Below are 18585 nucleotides of genomic sequence, written 5' to 3' on the forward strand. Positions count from 1 at the left end.
ACAGAGGGGAACTGAATGCTTAGGCGGCCAGCGGCAAAGGTTCAGCCTCAGTTGGTTCCATTGCCTCCCATTTGAGATTGCCGGTGTACCTGCCGTTCATCCGTCCCTCATCATCCAGCGTGAACAAATGCAGCCAGTTGTTGTCGAACAGCGCACGCACCCAGTCATGGCGCGCCAGAATGTCAGTGATCGCAGCTTCCGGCGCTTGCAGGCAGACCGACAGGCGCAGCGGATCGTGGGCGTAACCGGTGCCGTCATGGACCGATTGCAGCGGTAGGCCTGAGCGCAACAACCCGCCATTTCCTTCCACCACACCGAAGCCGCCGGTCACGTTGTGCAGCAGTTTGCTGCCGGAGCCGAACAGGTTGGGCGCAACAACCGAGCCGTAATACTGCAAGCTTATCCAACTCGCCACGACTACGGGAGCGGTGACGATGAGTTCGAGAATTCCGTAACCGTCATCGTTCGTGTGGTCGTAGTCGTGCAGGAATGCGCGGCCCTGAAGGTTCTTGCCCCGGGTGTTGGCGCGGGGCGCTGCGATGAACGCCTGACAATTTGCCAATGCCCATTCCGGACGCGTTTGTGACCAATCACGGCTGCGGTTGGACACGTTATCGCCAGATGGCGAACCGGGGAAACGCAAGGCCCGTTCTGTCCGGGCGATGCCACCAGCCGCAGCCAACCATTCTTTGGCTTTTGCCGTGTGCGGCGCTGCACCCGCCGTACCCGTGTCGCGGTCGTAGAGCTTCACTTCGTCTGTCGTGGTGTCGTGTAACGCTGCCACAAATGTTGTGTCGGTGGGGATCGCGATACCATCTGCGGAAAGCCCTTCGCGGACTGCCAGTTCGTTCAACATGCCCGCGAGCAGCCGTGCGTTCACCTCGCCCGAAAACCCGCCACAGGCACCGCAATGCAGTGTGCTGGCATAAGGGTTATTGACGGTGTTGGCGCCATGACCGGCGATCAGCACCAGCGGCGCGAAGTTTTCAGTCAATGACATTGCACGCAGGATTGTGCCTGCAGCAGCGATGCGATCTTTGAGCGCAAAGCCTTCGCCAAAATGCGGCTGCGGTTCGGGCTTTGGTGTCTTGTCTTCTTGGCCCAGCGCATCCTTCAACAGTTTGACGATATAGATCGGGCCGGTCGCCTCTACGAATGCGAAAGACGATACAGCGGCCAGCTTGAACCGGCCCCAGGCGCGCTTGGCCCGATTGGCAAAGCGTTTGGCGGTATCCGCATCTTGCGTAGTTTTGCTACCGGAATGGCTTGTCACGCCGCTGTTAAGCAGCACGGGCAAACGCTTCTCCACCACATCGGATGCAAAGCTGCGGTGGGCAGCGGTGAGACCGAAGAAGCCTGCAAAGCCAAGCGTGCGAATGGACGGATCGATGGATTCAAGTGCGCGCCGAAAAACCTCCGAACGCACATCGATACAAAACGCAGCCTGAAGTGCAGGGCGACCATCCGCGAGTTCTGCAGAAGGAGCCGCAAGAGAAAGCGCGAGCTTGCGCTGTCCAGCACGATCGGCTGCGTCCTGCATGATAACGTCGATGATCTGCGCGGCATTTGTTTCGGCAGGCGATGCGTGAGCGGTTAGCGTTTCGCCCCACGCCTCATCGAATTGCGGTTTGTAATGGCTGTAAAGCGCCTGTTCCCAGATGATGCGGATGGCAAGAAAATCGGCAATTGCGCCATCGGTCTTGCCCTCGAGTTCCGCTTCCCAAAGCCGGTAGCGCGCAGCTTGCGACCAACCGCCAAGGCCGAGCAAGAGCTGGTGAAAATAAGAGGGAGCAGCTTCGCTTGTCAGCCCAAGATCTTTTGCAGCAACGGCAATTGCACGTTCCGCTTCGTCAGGCGAACGGTCCACGTGAGCTGCAAAACCTGACAGGCCAATGATTTCTGGCGTCAGATCACGGCTGGCAAATGTGCGCCAGCTGTCGAAGGCGTCGCTGGATGGGTCCGGCTGCCAAAGGGCTTGGCCTGTGTCGAAATAGCTGGCCGCCCAAGCGCCGATGCGTTCGGCAATCAGGCTGGGCCAGTCGATGCCGGACACGTCTGCTGCAAGGTCGGCGATGGTTGGTAGAGCGGTGCCGATTGGCGCATCTTCCGCCAAGGCTACGTGCAGTGCGTCAACTTCGGCAGGAGCTGCATCACCGTGATTATCCAACGCAGCCTGTAGATCAGCGTCGATAATCGTGCCGTCTTCGATCTGCTTGCGGTACCACTCGCGCGGCATGGTCGCTGCTGTACCCGCCAAACGGCTCAACTGCGCCGAGACGTGGGCAAGAGATTGATCGGCCTGACCAAGAAACGGGTTCACGGCAACCGATGATGAAAGCGGCCACAACGGCGGAATCGCCCGGATAGCATGTTCCGTGGCAGCTTTGAGTTTGGTTTTTGTGACGGTCATTTTGTCGATCCTTCAGAGGAGGCCGGCTTTTGTTTTGGAGTTTGGGCCCAACCGTCCAGCAGGCGGTCGGTGATCGCATTGGCGTAGAGGCCGTTGGCAAGGTGCACGCGCAAGCCTTGGGCGGCAGGGTGATGGGACCACAGCGGAAACGTCGCCTGCGCCAGCGCCACAGCGCCGAAACTGAAAACGGCCAGCGCGATCAATGCCCATTCCAGCGCGCCGGGGGCGGGTGTTGCGGGCAGCGTCCCTAGCGTCGCCCATTCCGACAGTCGCTGCAGCACGAAGTAGCTGAGAGCCGCCGCCACGGAATATGCTGCCGTGCGCTGGGTCAGTTCCTTTGGTGCTGCATCTGCAAAGCCTTGTGCCAACAGATAAGCGACGCCGAAGATCAGGATCGCGCCAAGCGCAAAGGCCTGCGGTGACTTGGTGCCGAAGCCCAGCAACGCACCCGACAAAAAGAAGACGGCAGCATAAATGACCAGCGACACGAGGAAGGCCATGCCCACTTTGTGGAGGTTCGGCACGGCAACCGGGCCCGGCCTGCGAATAGCCGTTACCCGTTCCACAGCGCCGCCTGATGACAGAAAGGCGTGCGCCTTATAAAGCGAGTGCGCCACGATATGCAGCAATGCCAGCGGGAAGAGAGCAAGACCGCATTGTAGGATCATGAAACCCATCTGTGCAATGGTGGACCACGCCAGTGACGCCTTCACGGTGGGTTGCGTAAGCATGACCAGCCCGCCGAAAAGCGCTGTGAAACCACCCACCATGGCAAGTGCTGCCAGCGTAAGCGGAGACAACAAGACGACGTCAGAAAAGCGGATGAGAACGAAGCCACCGGCATTCACGACGCCTGCATGAAGCAGGGCGGAAACAGGTGTCGGCGCTTCCATCACTTCGACAAGCCAGCCGTGGGTCGGGAACTGTGCGGATTTAAGAAGCGCTGCCACCGCCAGTAGAGCCACGGCTGCAATGGCAGCGGGGCCGCCTTCGCCCATACGAGCAGCTTCGAGAATTTCGGAAATGTTCGTGGTGCGATAGCTTATCACCAACCCAAGCGCCGCAGCTGCCAACGCGAAATCACCGATACGCGCAGTAACGTATTTCTTCCGCGCCGCCCGTTGTGCGGCAACCCGATCAGGAAAGAACAGAAGCAGTTTGTGCAGGCACAGGCTGGTGGCCACCCATGCGGCGACGAACTGAACCAAGTTGCCGGATGTCACCAGCATCATCACCGCAGCCAGCGTTGCCAGCAACCACACGAAGAAGAACGTCTGGCGCGGTTCACCTTCCAAATAAGTGCGGGAGTAGCGCGCCACGATCCAGCCGATGAACGACACCAGCAGCAGCATGGTGACAGAAACGATATCGAGCCGCGCCGACAGGCCAAAGCCGGAAAGTCCAAGCAACATACTGTCACCCGCACCATTGATGAGCAGCAAAATGGCGGAAGCTACGGCCACGGCAAATGCGGCCAACGTTGCTCCTTCGCCCAATGCCGCTGCGCTTGCGGCGCTGCGGTCGGCTTTTGCGTTCAGCATGACTGCTACCGCGATTAAAAGTGCAGGCGCGAGCAACGGCAGGAAGTTCATGAGCATGGGTAACGTCCCAGGTGAGGCATCGAATTCCCGACTGTGTAGTGCAACGGAAGGCTTGCGATAAATTCATTGTTCAGCACGAACCATTCGCTTAAAACGAACGATATGAATTATAATCATCTGCGCTATTTCTGGGCCGTGGCCCATGACGGCAACCTTACCCGCACGGCCCAACGGCTGAACCTTTCGCAATCGGCACTGTCGGTTCAGATCCGCAAACTGGAAGACCGTCTCGGCCATCCATTGTTCGAGCGACGGGGACGTAGCCTGCATCTCACTGAAGCGGGACGGGTGGCGCTGGACTATGCCGACACGATCTTCGCCGCCGGTAACGGCTTGCTCAACACGCTGGCCCAACAATCAGGCCCGCGCGACGTGCTGCGGGTGGGCGCGCTCGCAACGCTATCGCGCAACTTTCAGATCGAGTTTCTGCGCCCGCTGTTAGGGCGTGATGATGTGGAGTTGGTGCTGCGCTCCGGTACATCGGTAGAACTGTTGCAGGGGTTGGAGACACTGGGCCTCGACATCGTGCTGACCAACCGCCCGCCCGCGCCGGACACGCTGTCCAACTTCATCAGCCACACACTGTCGGAACAGCCCGTCAGTCTCGTGGGCACGCCGCAGCGGTTGGCAGGCAATGATGGCGTAGCGGATCTGCTGACCAATAATCCGATCATCGTGCCCACTTTGGAAAGCCCCGTGAGGATGGGCTTCGACGCCTTCTGCTCCCGCCTGTCGGTCAAGCCGATCATCGCTGCCGAAGTGGAAGACATGGCCATGATGCGCCTGCTGGCCCGCGAAGATATCGGCCTGGCAGTGCTGCCCCCCATCGTCGTGAAAAACGAACTTCAATCCGGCATGTTGGTGGAAGCCGACAAGATGCTCGGCCTCGCCGAGCGCTTTCAGGCCGTCACCGTAGAACGCAAGTTTGCGACACCTCTCATCGACGAATTGCTGGGCGCCTACGGCAGTCGCTGAGTCCGGGGGGCTGTGTGGTTTGCTCTTTGCTCTACAAACGGCGAATATGCACGAATCGAATGTCCGGGTGGGGCTCCGGGGATAGCGATCTGATCCAACAGATTTATATTACAGGGGAACGGGCCGATGGAATTTGAAGTTACCAATGAAGATACGGGCGATACTCGTGAAACAGGTTCTGTCATTGCGGAATTGCCCAACGGCAATTTGCTGGTGGCGTGGACGCAATTTGCTTCCAGCCAGACCAACGGCCGCACCAGCGGCGTTCGCGTTATCGAGGCGGATGGAACACCGGTTTCCAATGAGCTTTTTCCATCGGGTTTGGTCCCGTCAGGTGACACGCTAAGTCCGACAATACTTGCGATCAGCGACACGAAATTTCTGATCGTCGAAGCGGTTTTCGATTCTACATCCTTCGCTTTCACTTTGAGCGGCCATGTTTTGACGTTGAACGGTTCGACGCTAAGCAGTGGGCCAGCAATCGATCTCACGCCGACCGGTGAGTTCAGCAATGGCGGTCCTGAACTGGCACTCACCGATAGTGGTAAGGTGATCCTCGCCACAAGCGTAACGCCGGACGGCAACAATCCCACAGTTGAGATCGCGGTTCTCGACGACAACCTGAATGTTCTAACGCCTTTCACGCAGATCGGCGAACGCGACACCAATTCGCCCGGCGCTATCCATGTGGATACAAACGGCGAGACGGTCGTCGTGACGTGGACACAGAATAATATCGGTAACACGCAAACACCTGCTTTGGGGCAAACCGTAACTATTGCAGGCGACGGCTCGATCGCTCCGTTTACACGTGTCGACCACGTGCTTCGCGCTGACGACGCACTCGGTCACGGGCTGCGCGATACACTGGTTCTCGACAACGGCAATGTCGTAATTCTCACAAACGGCGGCCCGGACCCTGAAGATGGACAAGGTCTTGGCGACAGTGATCGTCTGTTCGTTACCATTTTCAATCCCGACCTTACCTCGGTCGTAAAAGCCACTGAGCGGGTCGATCAAGTGGACAGCAACAACGGCATTGCCGGTGCGTCGCTTACCGCCTTTGATGGTGGCGGATTTCTAGTCTCCTTCGCGCGCAAGCCCACCACAGCTGCCAACGGCTTCGAGTCCGAAATCTATACCCGTACCTATGACAACACCTACACAGCGGTCGGCGGCGAAAACCGCGTCACCATGAATGACGACCCCAACTCTGATGATGGCCAATATCTTCAAGATGGTGGCCCCAGTGTTGTCGTCACGTCACCGGATGGCGATGCCACGATCGTTTGGACTCAAACGCGTATTGGCACCTCCCCGTTCGACTTTGGAGACGAAGAGGTCTTCGGCGTCCAACTGAACAATCTCGATCCCAACCCACCTGCAGCCAACACCGCACCGACGCAGAACAACAACACCGGTTCGTCTCTTGCCGAAGGCGGTACGGACACGATCACCGCTGCCGAACTCGATTTCAACGATGCGGAAGAAGCGGACACGGCGATCACCTACACGGTGACCAACGCCACCGATAATGGCGCTGTTCGTTTGAACGGCAATGCGACAACCACTTTCACGCAGGACGACATTAACAATGGCAATGTCACCTATCTGCACAATGGCGGTGAGACGACGAGCGACCAGTTCACCTTCTCAGTATCAGACGGCACGGATACGGTGACGGGCCAAACCTACGATTTCACCGTCGCGCCGCAGAACGATGATCCAACTGCCACAGGAATTCCGGCCAGCCTCACAGTCGAAGAGGATGTTACGACCGGTATTGATCTTTCAGGAATCCAGATTGCAGATACCGATCTGAACCCGGGAAACCTTCAGGTGCGCCTCGTTGCGAGCGAAGGTATCCTCGAAGCATCGATTGCTGGCCCGGGTTCCACGATCACGATCAATGGCACACTCAGCGCCCTGACCAGCGTTTTCGGCCAACCCGGCTTCGTCACATATACAGGTGCTACAAACGATAATGGCGCACCTGGAGCCACGATAACCGTGTTGCTCAACGATAACGGAAACAACGGCGCAGGTGGTGGCACATTCGTCCAGGTCGGTGTGATCGACGTAAACATCACGCCGGTCGATGATGCTGCCATCGCTGTGGATGATGCTCTCGCTGTACTGGAGAACGGAAATCTGAGCGGCGTCAGCATATTCGGTGCAAATCCCGGGACGGCTGATAGCGATGTCGATAGCCCGCTTGTGGTGACGCAGTTCAATGGACAAGCCAACCTTGTAGGATCGCTAATCAATGTGGCGGGCGGAGCAACGGTACAGCTGAACAGTGATGGCACATTCGACTTCAATACAAACGGCGCATATGCCTATCTCACCGCAGGCAGCACGGCAACGAACAGCTTCACCTACCAGCTGAACGGCGATGATACCGCCACTGTCACCGTCACCATCAACGGTGTTGCAGGTGACGGCGATGTCTTCACCGGCACACCCAACTCCGACACGCTGATCGCCAACACGGGCATCAACACGTTGATTGGCCTCGCCAGCAACGACACTTACTCCGTCGATCAGACAGGCGACATCGTGGTGGAAGCCGCTGCTGAAGGCAGTGATGTTGTCTATTCCACAGCGACCTACACATTGCCGGTCAATGTCGAAGCGCTCATTCTGCAAAACGGCGAAGATCTCGATGCAACCGGCAATGCGGGCGACAACCAACTGTTCGGCAATGCAGGCGATAATGTTATCAACGGCGGCGGAGGCAAAGACCAGATGTCCGGTTCCGGCGGTAACGACACCTACATCGTCGACAGTTCCGATGACTCCGTTTTGGAGAATGCAGGGGAAGGTTACGACACCGTTCAATCCTCCGTTGATTGGGGGCTTGCCGGCAATATAGAGGCACTCGAGTTGACGGGAAGCGGCAATCTGAACGCCTCCGGTAATGACCTCGCCAATACGATCACAGGCAACAGTGGTAATAACAATCTCGATGGCGGCGCAGGAACCGATCTTATGATTGGTGGTGCCGGTAACGATACTTACCGCGTCGATAATTCCGGCGATATTGTCACCGAAATGGCAGGTGGTGGAACGGATGCAGTCTTCTCAAGCGTCGACTATATTCTGGCCTCGGAGGTCGAGAGCCTTTTCTTAACTGGCACAGCCGTATCGGGAACAGGCAACGCGCTAAGCAATGCTATCTCCGGTAACGATGCCGTCAATGTTCTGAATGGCGGCGAAGGCAGCGACTATATGCTCGGTGCCGGCGGCGACGACATTTTTGTCATCACTAAACTGGCTGGCAGCAGTGTCGACACAATCGGTGACTTCGAAGGCGCCGGTGTTGCCGGTGGCGACAGGATTGGTTTCTCAGCTGCCGACTTCGGCGCGGACGGAACGGTGACGCAGTTGTCGCAGACTTCCTTCTCGGTTGCGCGCTCCGATGGCTCCAACGCCCAACAGTTCATCATCGGCAATCTTCCCGGCGTCAATTCCGGCCTCATCGAAGACGACTACTACTTCGGCTAGAAGCCAGTTGGGCGGGAGGCTTCGCTTCCCGCCTCACACTTTCCTCACACCTTGCGGATTGTCTCGTCCAGCTTGTCGAGATGGGTCTGTTTCTCACGGTCGCTGAGAAATGATGCGGCAAACGAGTTCTTCGCCAGTTGCACGATGTCGGCTTCATCGAGGTTCAGCGCTTCACGCACGGCGTGAAAATTGTCGTTGATGTAGCCGCCAAAATAGCTGGGGTCGTCGGAATTGACCGTCACCAACACATCGGCATCGAGCGCTTTTTTAACGGGGCTTTTGCCCAGTGACGGGATGCCCTTCAGACGCCAGTTGGAAATCGGACACATGGTCAGCGGCGTTTGCTGCTTTGCCAGACGTGCAACAAGTGCCCGATCATCGAAGGCGTGGTTACCATGGTCGACACGCTCGATCTTCAGATCGTCCAGCGCGGTTTCGACGTTTTGCGACGTACCCTCTTCGCCCACATGGGCGACAGGTGTGAAGCCTTCGTTGCGGGCTTCTGCGAAAACACGAGAGAATTTCTCCGGCGGATGGCCCTGTTCGGACGAGTCGAGGCCGACACCGAAGATATGGTCTTTGTGCCGACAGGCGCAGGCCAGTGCGTCGAAGGCTTCGTCTTCCGGCAGATGGCGCAGGAAGCACATGATGAGTTTCGATGTGATACCTAACTCGCGCTCGCCTTGTTCGAGCGCCGACACCAATCCGCCGAGCACAGTTTCGAACGTCACGCCGCGCTCGGTATGGGCCTGCGGGTCGAAGAAAATTTCCACATGAGCGACGTTGTCCGCTTTCACCCGCAGCAGATAAGCGAAGCACAGATCGTGGAAATCGCGCTCTTCGATCAGCACCGACATGCCGAGATAATAGAGGTCGAGAAAGTCTTGCAGATTGTCGAACTCGTAGGCCGCGCGAACATCTTTCACACTAGCATAGGGCATGGTGACGTTGTTGCGGGCCGCCAGCGCCAGCATCATTTCAGGCTCCAACGTGCCTTCGATGTGGAGATGCAATTCGGTCTTGGGCAGAGCGTCTATCAGGCGGGTAGCAAGATCGGTCATAAGTTGTTCCGGGCGGGCATGTGTTGCCCGACCGTAGAACCCGCAGTGACCTGATGGAAGGTGTGCGTTTCAGATCAATCCTTGGGTTTGATCCTTGCACCACTCTTGTCAGCAAATGCTGCCAAGCGATCACCGGCAGCTTCCTGCGTGTTCACCACGCCCGCCACGAAGGCTTCCATGTAGGCGGCATCCATCGACGACATGTTGCGGGAGTGGGAAATTGCGGAGCAGATTGCGAAGTTGGAAAGCGGTGGTACCGACGCGCAGGCGTGGGCCAGCTCCATTGCCTTGGCCTCGCTGTCGGCTTCGACATATTGGCACAGGCCGACGTCCATCGCTTCGCGCGCTTTGTAGATACGTCCGGTCAGCATCATATCCGTCATGCGGGCGCGTCCCACCATTTCTGCCACGCGCAATGTTGCGCCACCGCCGGTGAACAGTCCGCGCTGGCCTTCAGGCAGAGCGAAATAGCTGGTTTCATCAGCGACGCGAATATGCGCGGCGGAGGCCAGTTCCAATCCACCACCAACAGCAGCGCCTTTCAGCGCAGCGATGATCGGCACGCCGCCATATTCCATCTTGTTGAAGGCCTCGTGCCAACGCAGGCACACATGCATAAAGTCGGCAGCGCTGCGCTGTTGCTGGTGGTGTTCCACGAGATCGAGACCGGCTGAAAAGTGGTCGCCCTCCGCGCGCAACACTACGGCCCGCGCACCGGATTTCGGGATCGTGGAGAAAATGGAAATCAGCTCCTCGATGGTTTCCGCATTCAGCGCGTTGCGCTTGGCGGCGCGGTTCAACGACACCACGGCGATTTCGCCATCAGCGGCCAAGGTGATGTTTTTCAGGTCGAGGTCTGGCAGTTGCATGGTGTCGGTCTCGCGGTGGAAATATGGATCAGATGAAAGGCAGGTCGACGAGTTTCGCGCTCACCTCACCGGCAGGTCGCTGGATGGTTACGTCGTCGCCTATCTGCGCCTTCACAGAAATAAGCGCGTAGCCGATATTGGCATTCATGCGGGGCGACCAGACGCAGTTCGTCATGTCGCCCAGATGTTCGCCGTTCAAGATGATCGGTTCCCAGTTCAGGCCGAGCGGTGCGGGCACATCGCCTTCCAGAATGACGCCTAGCTGGTGGCGCTTCGGGCCTTCTTCGGCAATCTTACGCAGCGCCTGAATTCCCACAACATGGTCCGGCACATGCAGGTCGACATATCGACCCAGCCGCACTTCGTAGGGGTTGGTGTTGTCGCTGGTGTCGCCACCCACGGACACGAGGCCACTTTCCGTGCGTTCTGCACTCGTGGGCGCGCCGGGGCCGATGCCCCATGGCTGACCGGCTTCCTTGAAGATGTTCCAAAGCTGCGTGCCTTTCGTGCCGTCACGCAGATAGATTTCAAAGCCGCCCTGCTTCGACCAGCCGGAGCGCTGGACGGCGACAGGAATTCCGTCGATGTGGCTTTCGCGGAACCAGAAATATTTCAGGTCGCGCACCCAATCGCCGCAGACATGGGCCACCACGTCTTCCGCCATCGGCCCCTGTAGCGCCATGGGGGAAACGTCGGGTTCGGTGATTTCCACGTCCAGCTTGCGCTCGGCAGCGATGGCGGAGGCCCACAGCCACACGTCGCTGTCTGCGATGGAAAACCAGAACAGGTCTTCGTCCAGTTTCAACAGAATGGGGTCGTTCACAATGGCGCCGTCGTGGTTGCACATGGCGACGTATTTGCCCTGCCCGACCTTACATTTGGTCAGGTCGCGGGGCGACAGGATTTGCGCCAGTTCTGCTGCATCCGGTCCCTTCAACTGGACCTGCCGTTCCACCGCGACATCCCACTGGGACACGCCGTTGATGAGCCGCCAGTATTCCGCTTCGCGGTCGCCATAAGAGGCCGGCAGGATCATGCCGTTATAGACCATCGCGGAGTTCATACCCTCCGCGACAGTGGCGTCGTAGAAAGGCGAGGGCCGCAAACGAGCGGTGGGGAATATCGAAAACATCGGCTTGGTCGTGATGCGTTGTAAGTGCGCTCATTTCGCTCTTGCGTTCCGTTTGGTCCAATAACTAATCTCCACCCAATGCACCAATTTTAGTTATGGACCATTTGGTCATGGCGGACCGTCTTCCACCCCTCAACTGGCTGCGCGCATTCGAAGCAACTGCACGCCATCTCAGCTTCACGCAGGCGGCTGCAGAGCTTGGGCTGTCGCAGGTCGCGGTGTCGAAACAGGTGAAGCAGTTGGAGGAGCATCTCGGCGACCGGCTGTTCATCCGGCATCCGCGATCCCTTGAGCCGACCAAAACGGCAGACGCCTATCTGCCAAAGGTGCGCGATGCCTTCGACAAGCTGCGCGACGGCACGCGGGAGGTGTTCGGTCGTCGTCGCGGCAAAGCGCTGGCGGTGCGCTCGTCCATCGGGTTTTCCGTCGCGTGGCTCGCGCCACGTCTGCCGCAGTTTCGCGCACTGCACCCGGACATAGATATTCGCATCACATCGAGCATTTGGAACGAAGCTGATCTACGCGGTGAATTCGATCTCGATATTCGCTACGGTATTGGGGATTGGCCCGGTGCGGTGGCGCATCAACTGACATGGGAAACCATTCAGCCGCTATGTGCGCCGCATATGGTGGAACGGTTGCGCGAGCCTTCCGATCTGGCCGATCAAGACCTTATTCACGTGCTCGGCTACGAACGGGGTTGGGCCACATGGCTTCGCGCTGCCGGATTGGACGATATCGACCCCGGTGGTGGTGTGCATGTGGACACGTCTCTCATGGCGCTGGAGATGGCGGCGTCCGGTGATGGCGTGTCGATTTCGCGATCATCGCTATCGCAACCCATGGTGGATGCCGGACGGCTGGTAGCGCCTTTCGATCTGAAACTGCCCATCGAAGAAGCATTCCATCTGGTGGAGACTTCGCCTGCTATTGCCCACCCGAATGCTGAGATTTTCAAAGACTGGTTGCTGGAGCAAGCAGCGGCCTAACCATCTTCGGCTTACTCTTCGCCGGGTAATTTCAGCCCAGCTTCCCGCGCCGTCACCCGCGTGACTGCAGCATCATCATCACCACCCCAACCTTGCCCGCTGGCCGCGAGAAAGCGCTGCATTGCAGCAGCGGTAAGCGGGGTCGGCACGCGGCTGGCTTTGGCGGCATCCATTACGATGCCCAGATCTTTCGGCCAGATATCAACGGCGGAACGCGGCGTATAATCGGCATCGCGCACATGGGGCGCACGGTTCTCGAACATCCATGAAGTTCCCGCGCATTGTGGGATGATGTCGACGATGCGTTCGATCTCGATGCCTTGAGACAGACCGAAAGCCAGCGCCTCACCCATGGCTGCGATGTGCACCCCCGCCAGCATCTGGTTCACCGCTTTCATGGCAGAACCCGCGCCGGGTTCGTCGCCAAGATCAAATGTGGTCGTGCCCGCCGCTTTCAAAACCGGACCTGCCTTGGCAAAAGCGTCGCGGGAGCCGGATGCGATGAAGGACAGTTCGCCCGTCATCGCTTTGGCCGCGCCGCCGGACATCGGCGCATCGAGATAGAGGCAACCGTGGTCGACACATCTTTGTGCCGTATCACGAGCGGCTTGTGGCGGTACGGTAGCGCAGGCAATCACCACCGCGCCGTTCATGGAAGCCAGCAGTTCATCGGACAGAACCGCATTCAGCTGGTCGGCATTCAACACCACCACAACGAGACAATCGAGCGTCTCAGCGACGTCCGTCAGCTGGCCATCGCCGCCGCCATGGCTCTTGAAATCGGCAGCGTTTGCCGCGTTGAGATCATAGCCCCAGACCTCATGTCCACCGGCAAGCGTGGAGCGGGCGATACCCATGCCCATTGATCCCAATCCAACAACAGCAACCTTCATAATCGTTCCCTCTCAACTGCCCATCGACATAACACTGTCACTAGCATCGCCAACTCATCTGCGGCAGCAAGCGAAACCATGACACGTTGCCACGCTATCCCCAACTGGTCTGACATGTTCTTGCTCTCACCGTCGGCTCGTGATTATCTTGAGTTAACGGCTGCATCGTCGCAGTCCGAATATGTCTGGGAGGACACCATGAAAAAGTTCTGGCTCGCCGCCACCACCGCGCTCACTTTTGCAGCCACTGCCTTCGCGCCCGCACACGCTGAATTTCCGGAAAAACCCGTCACGCTGATCGCGCCTTTCAATGCTGGCGGCGGTACCGATCTTCTGTTGCGCGGTTTGCAACAGCCGTTTGCAGATGCGCTTGGTGGCAACGCTGTCGTTTCCAACATGTCCGGCGGTTCCGGCACGGTGGCCGCATCGCACCTCGCGGGTCTGACGCCAGACGGGTATACGCTCGGCTACCTGTCGGTGACGGTGTCCACCATCCAGCCGCAGATAAAGAACGTACCTTACGACAAAGAATCGTGGACCCCGATCTGCTCCGTCGCAGCGTCGCCCACCATGTTCTACGTGCGCCCGGACGCACCGTATAATTCCATGGAAGATGTGAAGGCAGCCATCGAGGCAGACCCGGGCAAGTTGATCTTCGGCTCGTCTGGTCCCGGCGCCATCACCCATCTCACTATGGTGTCGGCGATGGAAGGCCTCGGCGTTTCCGACAAGGTGAAGCATCTGCCGCATAAAGGTTCGGGTCCTGCTATGAAATCCATGGCGGGCGGCATCATTCAGTTCTTCGGTGACACCGAAGTCATGATGTCGAAATACGAGTTGAAGCCACTGGCCGTGTTCTCCGACGCGCGCCTTCCCTCCTTGCCGGATGTTCCCACCGCAACAGAAGTGGGCATCAAACCGCCGCTCAACGAGCTGTACCTTTGGGGCGGTCTGTTTGCACCAAAAGGTCTGCCGGAAGATGTGACGGCAAAGCTCGCCAGCGCTTGCGAAACGGCAGTTGCATCTGACGCGTTTCAGGACTTCGCCAAGAAGACCGGCACGGTCATCAATCAGCGTGGCCCGAAAGAGTTCGACGAGTTCTTCCGCGCACAGTGGGATGCCAACAAAGCGCTCATCAAGGCGGCTGGCCTCTAGCCGGACCGTTTGAGGGAGACTGACGTGAGCGACACGTCCAAAAATACTCGGGGGGCGGCTGGTACAGGCCGCCCTCTCGAACCATTAGTTCTTGGTGCGGTGCTTTTCATCGCGCCATTGGTCCTTCTCATCGTTTCGCGTGATGCTGCCTTCGCCGATCTTGGCGGAGCGTTCTCGCCGATGTTCTTCCCCACCATTATCCTGTGGGGCTGGGCCATCACGGCTGGCATTGCGCTTGCTGTAGATTTAATGCGCCGCACCACCGACGGGCGCGCGCCGATTACTGGCAGTCGCTGGGCACAAATCATCGCGGTCAGCATTGCAATGGCGGTTTTCGTTTTTGCTTTCACGCGGCTGGGTTTTGTCCTGTCCGGCATCGGGTTCTCATTGGCCGTGCTTTTGATACTCGGTCTGCGAAAGCCGGTGCTGATCGTGTTGTTTTCATTTCTGGTGCCGGTAGCCCTCTTCGTGATGTTCCATCATATGCTGGGCCTGCCGCTACCGACCTCGCCTTTCTCCTACCGATTCTGAACCCGCCATGCTTGCAGTCCTTCCGGCAGCCGCCGCCTTGCTCTTCACACTGCAAGGCATTTTGACGCTTGTTGCCGGTACGACGCTTGGCATCATTTTGGGCGCCTTGCCGGGAATAGGTTCGACCGTAGCCGTCGCCTTGGTTTTGCCGTTTACGCTGACGATGGAACAGGCACCGGCCATTATTTTACTGCTCGCGGTTTACGCAGGCTCGGTTTACGGCGGGTCGATTTCCGCGATCCTCATCAACACTCCCGGCACACCGGCAGGCGCTGCTACGGTGCTGGACGGCACCCCTATGGCGCGCGCTGGCAAGGCAGGCGAGGCGCTTGGATGGGCAACCGTATCGTCGGTTTTCGGCGGTCTGGTTTCCGCAGTTGTCTTGCTAATGGCCGCGCCGCAATTGGCAGCTTTTGCGCTGCGCTTCGGACCAATCGAAACTTTCGCTCTCATCTGCCTTGGTCTTGTGTGCATCGTAACAGTGTCGAAAGGCTCCGTGGTGAAGGGGCTGACTGCGGGTGCGCTTGGCATCTTTCTGTCATCTGTCGGTGGCGACCCGATCACCGGCGAAGTGCGTTTCACTTTCGACAATTATCAACTCATCGCAGGTTTCAATCTGCTTGCGGTCGTTATCGGCATTTTCGCGTTTTCCGAAATCCTGATGCGGATTGCAGATGGCGCTGACGGCGGCGGCGCGCAGGTGGAATTCAACGGACTCGTGATACCGAGGCTTTCCCAATGGAAAGGCCGTATCTCTACGCTGCTGCGTGGCACCGCCATCGGCAATGTCGTCGGCATCTTGCCCGGTACCGGTTCCGCCACGGCAGCCTTCATCGCTTATGCGGAAGGCAAGCGATCTTCCCCGCGAGGCGATAAGTTCGGTACCGGCGAACCGGACGGCATTATCGCTGCAGAGAGCGCGAACAACGCCGTGACGGGTGGTGCACTTGTTCCGACATTGGCGCTGGGCATTCCCGGTGACGTCATCACCGCCGTTATGCTCGCAACCTTCACGCTGCACGGCATCACGCCCGGTGTGCGCTTGATGGAGGATAACCCGTCGCTCATCGCTGCGATTTTCCTCGGTTTTTTCGTTATCAATATCCTGCTTTTGCCCTTGGGCATGGTGGTGTCGAAACTGGCGGCACCGCTGCTGCGCATTCGTGAACCGCTGATGCTGGCGTCCATCGGCGTGCTCTGCGTCATCGGTGTCTATTATGTGCGCGGCAATCCGTTCGATTTGTTGGTGATGGTGGTTGCCGGTGTCGCCGGCCTGTTCCTGCGCCGCGCGGGTTATCCTATGGCGCCGCTCATCATCGGCATGGTGTTGGGCCCGGCTTTCGAACTCAGCTTGCGGCAAGGGCTCATCATAACCGATGGCTCCTTCATGGCTTTCCTGACGGACCACCCAATCGCGCTTTTCCTGTTGGTGCTTACCGCATTGGGGCTGATTATTCCGCTCGTGCGTTCCATTCGTGACCTGCAAAGGGCAAAGACCTCCGCATGACCACAGATGCACCTTCCAAAAAGCCCACCGCAACAGACGGCAAGAAAGATCGACCCAGCCTTGCCAAAGGCGTTCGCGACTATCTGCTGAAGCTTCTTGAAAGCGATGAGTATGGACCGGGCAGCCCGCTGCCATCTGAACGTGAACTGATCCGTCTTTGCGGCGTATCGCGCCCCGCCGTGCGCGAAGCGATGCAGGCGTTGGAAGCGCGAGGGCTCGTGGAAATCCGGCATGGTGGCCGCGCAAAGGTCAGCGAACCAACGCCGGATACTGTGGTTGGCCAATTGGCTGAAACGATCCGACATCTGTTGGTCACATCACCTGCCAGCCTCGACCACCTGAAAGACGCACGGCTTGAATTTGAATGCGGGTCTGCCGCTCGTGCTGCAAAAGATGCAGATGCAGATGATATCGTAAGACTGTCAGCGATCATCGACCAGCAGGCTTCTGTCCATGACGATACCGCGGCATTTCTGGCCCACGACCGTGCGTTTCATCGGGCACTTGCCAACATTGCCGACAACCCGATTTATGGTGCTGTAAGCGAAGCGCTCTTCGCGTGGATGCAGGATTTTCACGCCGACGTTGTCATTCAGCCCGGCCGCGAAGCGCTTACCATCGAAGAGCACCGCGATATCCTGCGCGCCGTTGAGCAAGGCTCTTCTGCCAAGGCGAGCCGCGCCATGCGCGACCACCTCACCCGCGCCAACCCGCTCTACCACCGCACCAACAAGCGCTGAACATCGACTAGCCAACGGCTGTCGCTTGACAAGCACGTTCGATTCAACTGGTATGACCAGTACTGGTAAGACCAGTTGAATCGAACGTGCACCGGCCTGGCCGGACCGGAAACAAATGAGGAATGAGATGAGGCTGAACAGCGTGATCTCTTTCAACTCTGGTGGCACAGCCGGTTGATTTTATGGCCCATCGCGGCCTTTGGGAGGTATCACATGAAGCATTTCGCAAAGGGCGCGCTCGCGGCCCTCGCCCTGACCACAGCAATCGCTGCTGCTCCGGCATCAGCGCAGGACAAGGCCTACACCGTTTCCGCCGGTTCCATTTCCGGTAGCTGGTTCGCCATCGTGACCACGATGTTCGAGACTTATCGCAACAATATCGATGGATTGACCTACACCACCGTTCCCGGTGGTTCCGTTGCCAACCCGATTTCCGTCGGTGGCGGCCAGTCGCAGTTCGGCATGTCCTACTCGACCAACCTGTTTGCAGCTGCCCGTGGCGATGCGCCCTACAAGGCGAAGATCGACAACGTTCGTGCCATCGCGAACACCGGCCTGTCCGCCTACATGCACATCTATGTCGACAAGAAGCTTGGCGTCACATCCATCCGGGAAATCGCCGACAAGAACATCGCGCTGAAGGTCGACACCGGCCCGCGTGGTGGTGGCGGTGAACTCGCTGCCGGTCGCGTGTTGGCAGCCCATGGCTCGTCCTACGACCAGATCAAGGAACGTGGCGGCTCGATCACCTATTCGCCTTACCGCGAAGCGATGGACCGCGTGAACGACAAGCAGATCGACGCCTTCCTGAACGATGATATTCCCGGTGCACCGCTGTTTGCAGAATTTGCCGCCAAGGAAGACATCCTTCTGCTGGCTCAGGAGCCTGCCGCCATCAAAGAGATGGAAGAGAAATACGGCTACGTGCCCGGCGTTATTCCTGCTGGAACTTATGAAGGCCAGACCGGCGATATTGCCACGACCTATCAGACGCCACTTTTCATCACCCGTGCCGATACGGATGAAGAGGTCGTCTATCAGATGACCAAACTGTTGTTTGAAAAGAAGGACGAGCTGGTCACCGGCCACAACGCCTTCAAGGCGCTGGACATCAACAAGGCGGCAACCGGTCTTACCATTCCGTTGCATCCCGGTGCCGAACGCTACTACCGCGAGGTCGGCGTTCTCAAATAGGTCTCTCCCGGACGAAAGGGG

The 18585-nt window shown here is 58.3% G+C and carries 14 protein-coding genes; 8 read left to right on the forward strand and 6 right to left on the reverse strand.

All coding sequences use genetic code 11. The annotated features are described in order from the left end of the window. Nucleotides 1-19: 19 nt before the first annotated feature. Together R2A130_RS16150 and R2A130_RS16155 are read right to left on the reverse strand one after the other, a co-directional pair. On the reverse strand, nucleotides 20-2410 hold the full coding sequence (locus R2A130_RS16150; protein WP_009465257.1) for a YbcC family protein: 2391 nt from the start codon (nucleotides 2408-2410) through the stop codon (nucleotides 20-22). Further along, a complete protein-coding gene (locus R2A130_RS16155) occupies nucleotides 2407-4008 on the reverse strand; it encodes a proton-conducting transporter membrane subunit (RefSeq protein ID WP_009465258.1) in 1602 nt (533 codons plus the stop codon). Before R2A130_RS16155 ends, R2A130_RS16150 begins: the two co-directional genes overlap by 4 nt. 105 nt (nucleotides 4009-4113) lie before the next feature. Between R2A130_RS16155 and R2A130_RS16160 the strand changes: the two genes are divergently transcribed. After that, on the forward strand, nucleotides 4114-4986 hold the full coding sequence (locus R2A130_RS16160; protein ID WP_050786206.1) for a LysR family transcriptional regulator: 873 nt from the start codon (nucleotides 4114-4116) through the stop codon (nucleotides 4984-4986). 126 nt (nucleotides 4987-5112) lie between these two features. After that, the gene (locus R2A130_RS17855) at nucleotides 5113-8493 is read left to right on the forward strand and encodes a cadherin-like domain-containing protein (protein WP_009465260.1); all 3381 of its coding nucleotides are present in this window, start codon (nucleotides 5113-5115) and stop codon (nucleotides 8491-8493) included. 44 nt (nucleotides 8494-8537) lie between these two features. On the opposite strand, the gene R2A130_RS16170 is transcribed toward R2A130_RS17855, so the two are convergent. The 3 genes from R2A130_RS16170 to R2A130_RS16180 form a co-directional block, all read right to left on the reverse strand. Continuing rightward, nucleotides 8538-9554: an adenosine deaminase gene (locus R2A130_RS16170; RefSeq protein ID WP_009465261.1), complete on the reverse strand. Its 1017-nt coding sequence runs from the start codon at nucleotides 9552-9554 to the stop codon at nucleotides 8538-8540. Between the two features lie 74 nt (nucleotides 9555-9628). Beyond that, nucleotides 9629-10423, reverse strand: a complete 795-nt coding sequence (locus tag R2A130_RS16175) for a crotonase/enoyl-CoA hydratase family protein (protein ID WP_009465262.1) — start codon at nucleotides 10421-10423, stop codon at nucleotides 9629-9631. A 28-nt stretch (nucleotides 10424-10451) separates the two neighbouring features. Then, entirely contained in the window at nucleotides 10452-11555 is a 1104-nt protein-coding gene (locus tag R2A130_RS16180; protein WP_009465263.1) for a glycine cleavage T C-terminal barrel domain-containing protein, read from the reverse strand. Between the two features lie 110 nt (nucleotides 11556-11665). Here R2A130_RS16180 and R2A130_RS16185 point away from each other — a divergent pair, with 110 nt between their 5' ends. Further along, the gene (locus R2A130_RS16185) at nucleotides 11666-12544 is read left to right on the forward strand and encodes a LysR substrate-binding domain-containing protein (protein WP_040306407.1); all 879 of its coding nucleotides are present in this window, start codon (nucleotides 11666-11668) and stop codon (nucleotides 12542-12544) included. 11 nt (nucleotides 12545-12555) lie between these two features. Here the strand turns inward: R2A130_RS16185 and ltnD are convergent, their stop codons facing one another. Next, nucleotides 12556-13437, reverse strand: a complete 882-nt coding sequence (gene ltnD / locus R2A130_RS16190; RefSeq protein ID WP_009465265.1) for an L-threonate dehydrogenase — start codon at nucleotides 13435-13437, stop codon at nucleotides 12556-12558. Nucleotides 13438-13515: 78 nt separating this feature from the next. On the opposite strand from ltnD, the gene R2A130_RS16195 reads away from it, so the two are divergent. The 5 genes from R2A130_RS16195 to R2A130_RS16215 all read left to right on the forward strand — a co-directional run bounded on the left by R2A130_RS16195 (nucleotide 13516) and on the right by R2A130_RS16215 (nucleotide 18564). Next, on the forward strand, nucleotides 13516-14592 hold the full coding sequence (locus R2A130_RS16195; protein WP_211098068.1) for a tripartite tricarboxylate transporter substrate binding protein: 1077 nt from the start codon (nucleotides 13516-13518) through the stop codon (nucleotides 14590-14592). A 24-nt stretch (nucleotides 14593-14616) separates the two neighbouring features. Continuing rightward, on the forward strand, nucleotides 14617-15123 hold the full coding sequence (locus R2A130_RS16200; RefSeq protein WP_009465267.1) for a tripartite tricarboxylate transporter TctB family protein: 507 nt from the start codon (nucleotides 14617-14619) through the stop codon (nucleotides 15121-15123). Between the two features lie 7 nt (nucleotides 15124-15130). Beyond that, nucleotides 15131-16630 carry a tripartite tricarboxylate transporter permease gene (locus tag R2A130_RS16205; RefSeq protein ID WP_009465268.1) on the forward strand — a complete coding sequence of 500 codons (1500 nt, stop codon included), beginning with the start codon at nucleotides 15131-15133 and terminating at the stop codon, nucleotides 16628-16630. Beyond that, on the forward strand, nucleotides 16627-17370 hold the full coding sequence (locus R2A130_RS16210; protein ID WP_009465269.1) for an FCD domain-containing protein: 744 nt from the start codon (nucleotides 16627-16629) through the stop codon (nucleotides 17368-17370). Before R2A130_RS16205 ends, R2A130_RS16210 begins: the two co-directional genes overlap by 4 nt. A 213-nt stretch (nucleotides 17371-17583) precedes the next feature. Then, the gene (locus tag R2A130_RS16215) at nucleotides 17584-18564 is read left to right on the forward strand and encodes a TAXI family TRAP transporter solute-binding subunit (RefSeq protein ID WP_009465270.1); all 981 of its coding nucleotides are present in this window, start codon (nucleotides 17584-17586) and stop codon (nucleotides 18562-18564) included. Nucleotides 18565-18585 lie beyond the last annotated feature (21 nt).

Origin of the sequence: Ahrensia sp. R2A130 (assembly GCF_000179775.1) — a bacterium.
Taxonomy (GTDB): domain Bacteria; phylum Pseudomonadota; class Alphaproteobacteria; order Rhizobiales; family Rhizobiaceae; genus Pseudahrensia.

What these genes read in the sequence shown, in the direction of transcription:
- R2A130_RS16170 (WP_009465261.1), bottom strand. Translation starts at nt 9,554, where the DNA reads ATGACCGATCTTGCTACCCGCCTGATAGACGCTCTGCCCAAGACCGAA.
- R2A130_RS16175 (WP_009465262.1), bottom strand. Translation starts at nt 10,423, where the DNA reads ATGCAACTGCCAGACCTCGACCTGAAAAACATCACCTTGGCCGCTGAT.
- R2A130_RS16155 (WP_009465258.1), bottom strand. Translation starts at nt 4,008, where the DNA reads ATGCTCATGAACTTCCTGCCGTTGCTCGCGCCTGCACTTTTAATCGCG.
- ltnD (WP_009465265.1), bottom strand. Translation starts at nt 13,437, where the DNA reads ATGAAGGTTGCTGTTGTTGGATTGGGATCAATGGGCATGGGTATCGCC.
- R2A130_RS16180 (WP_009465263.1), bottom strand. Translation starts at nt 11,555, where the DNA reads ATGTTTTCGATATTCCCCACCGCTCGTTTGCGGCCCTCGCCTTTCTAC.
- R2A130_RS16150 (WP_009465257.1), bottom strand. Translation starts at nt 2,410, where the DNA reads ATGACCGTCACAAAAACCAAACTCAAAGCTGCCACGGAACATGCTATC.
- R2A130_RS16195 (WP_211098068.1), top strand. Translation starts at nt 13,516, where the DNA reads ATGACACGTTGCCACGCTATCCCCAACTGGTCTGACATGTTCTTGCTC.
- R2A130_RS16160 (WP_050786206.1), top strand. Translation starts at nt 4,114, where the DNA reads ATGAATTATAATCATCTGCGCTATTTCTGGGCCGTGGCCCATGACGGC.
- R2A130_RS16210 (WP_009465269.1), top strand. Translation starts at nt 16,627, where the DNA reads ATGACCACAGATGCACCTTCCAAAAAGCCCACCGCAACAGACGGCAAG.
- R2A130_RS16185 (WP_040306407.1), top strand. Translation starts at nt 11,666, where the DNA reads ATGGCGGACCGTCTTCCACCCCTCAACTGGCTGCGCGCATTCGAAGCA.
- R2A130_RS17855 (WP_009465260.1), top strand. Translation starts at nt 5,113, where the DNA reads ATGGAATTTGAAGTTACCAATGAAGATACGGGCGATACTCGTGAAACA.
- R2A130_RS16205 (WP_009465268.1), top strand. Translation starts at nt 15,131, where the DNA reads ATGCTTGCAGTCCTTCCGGCAGCCGCCGCCTTGCTCTTCACACTGCAA.
- R2A130_RS16215 (WP_009465270.1), top strand. Translation starts at nt 17,584, where the DNA reads ATGAAGCATTTCGCAAAGGGCGCGCTCGCGGCCCTCGCCCTGACCACA.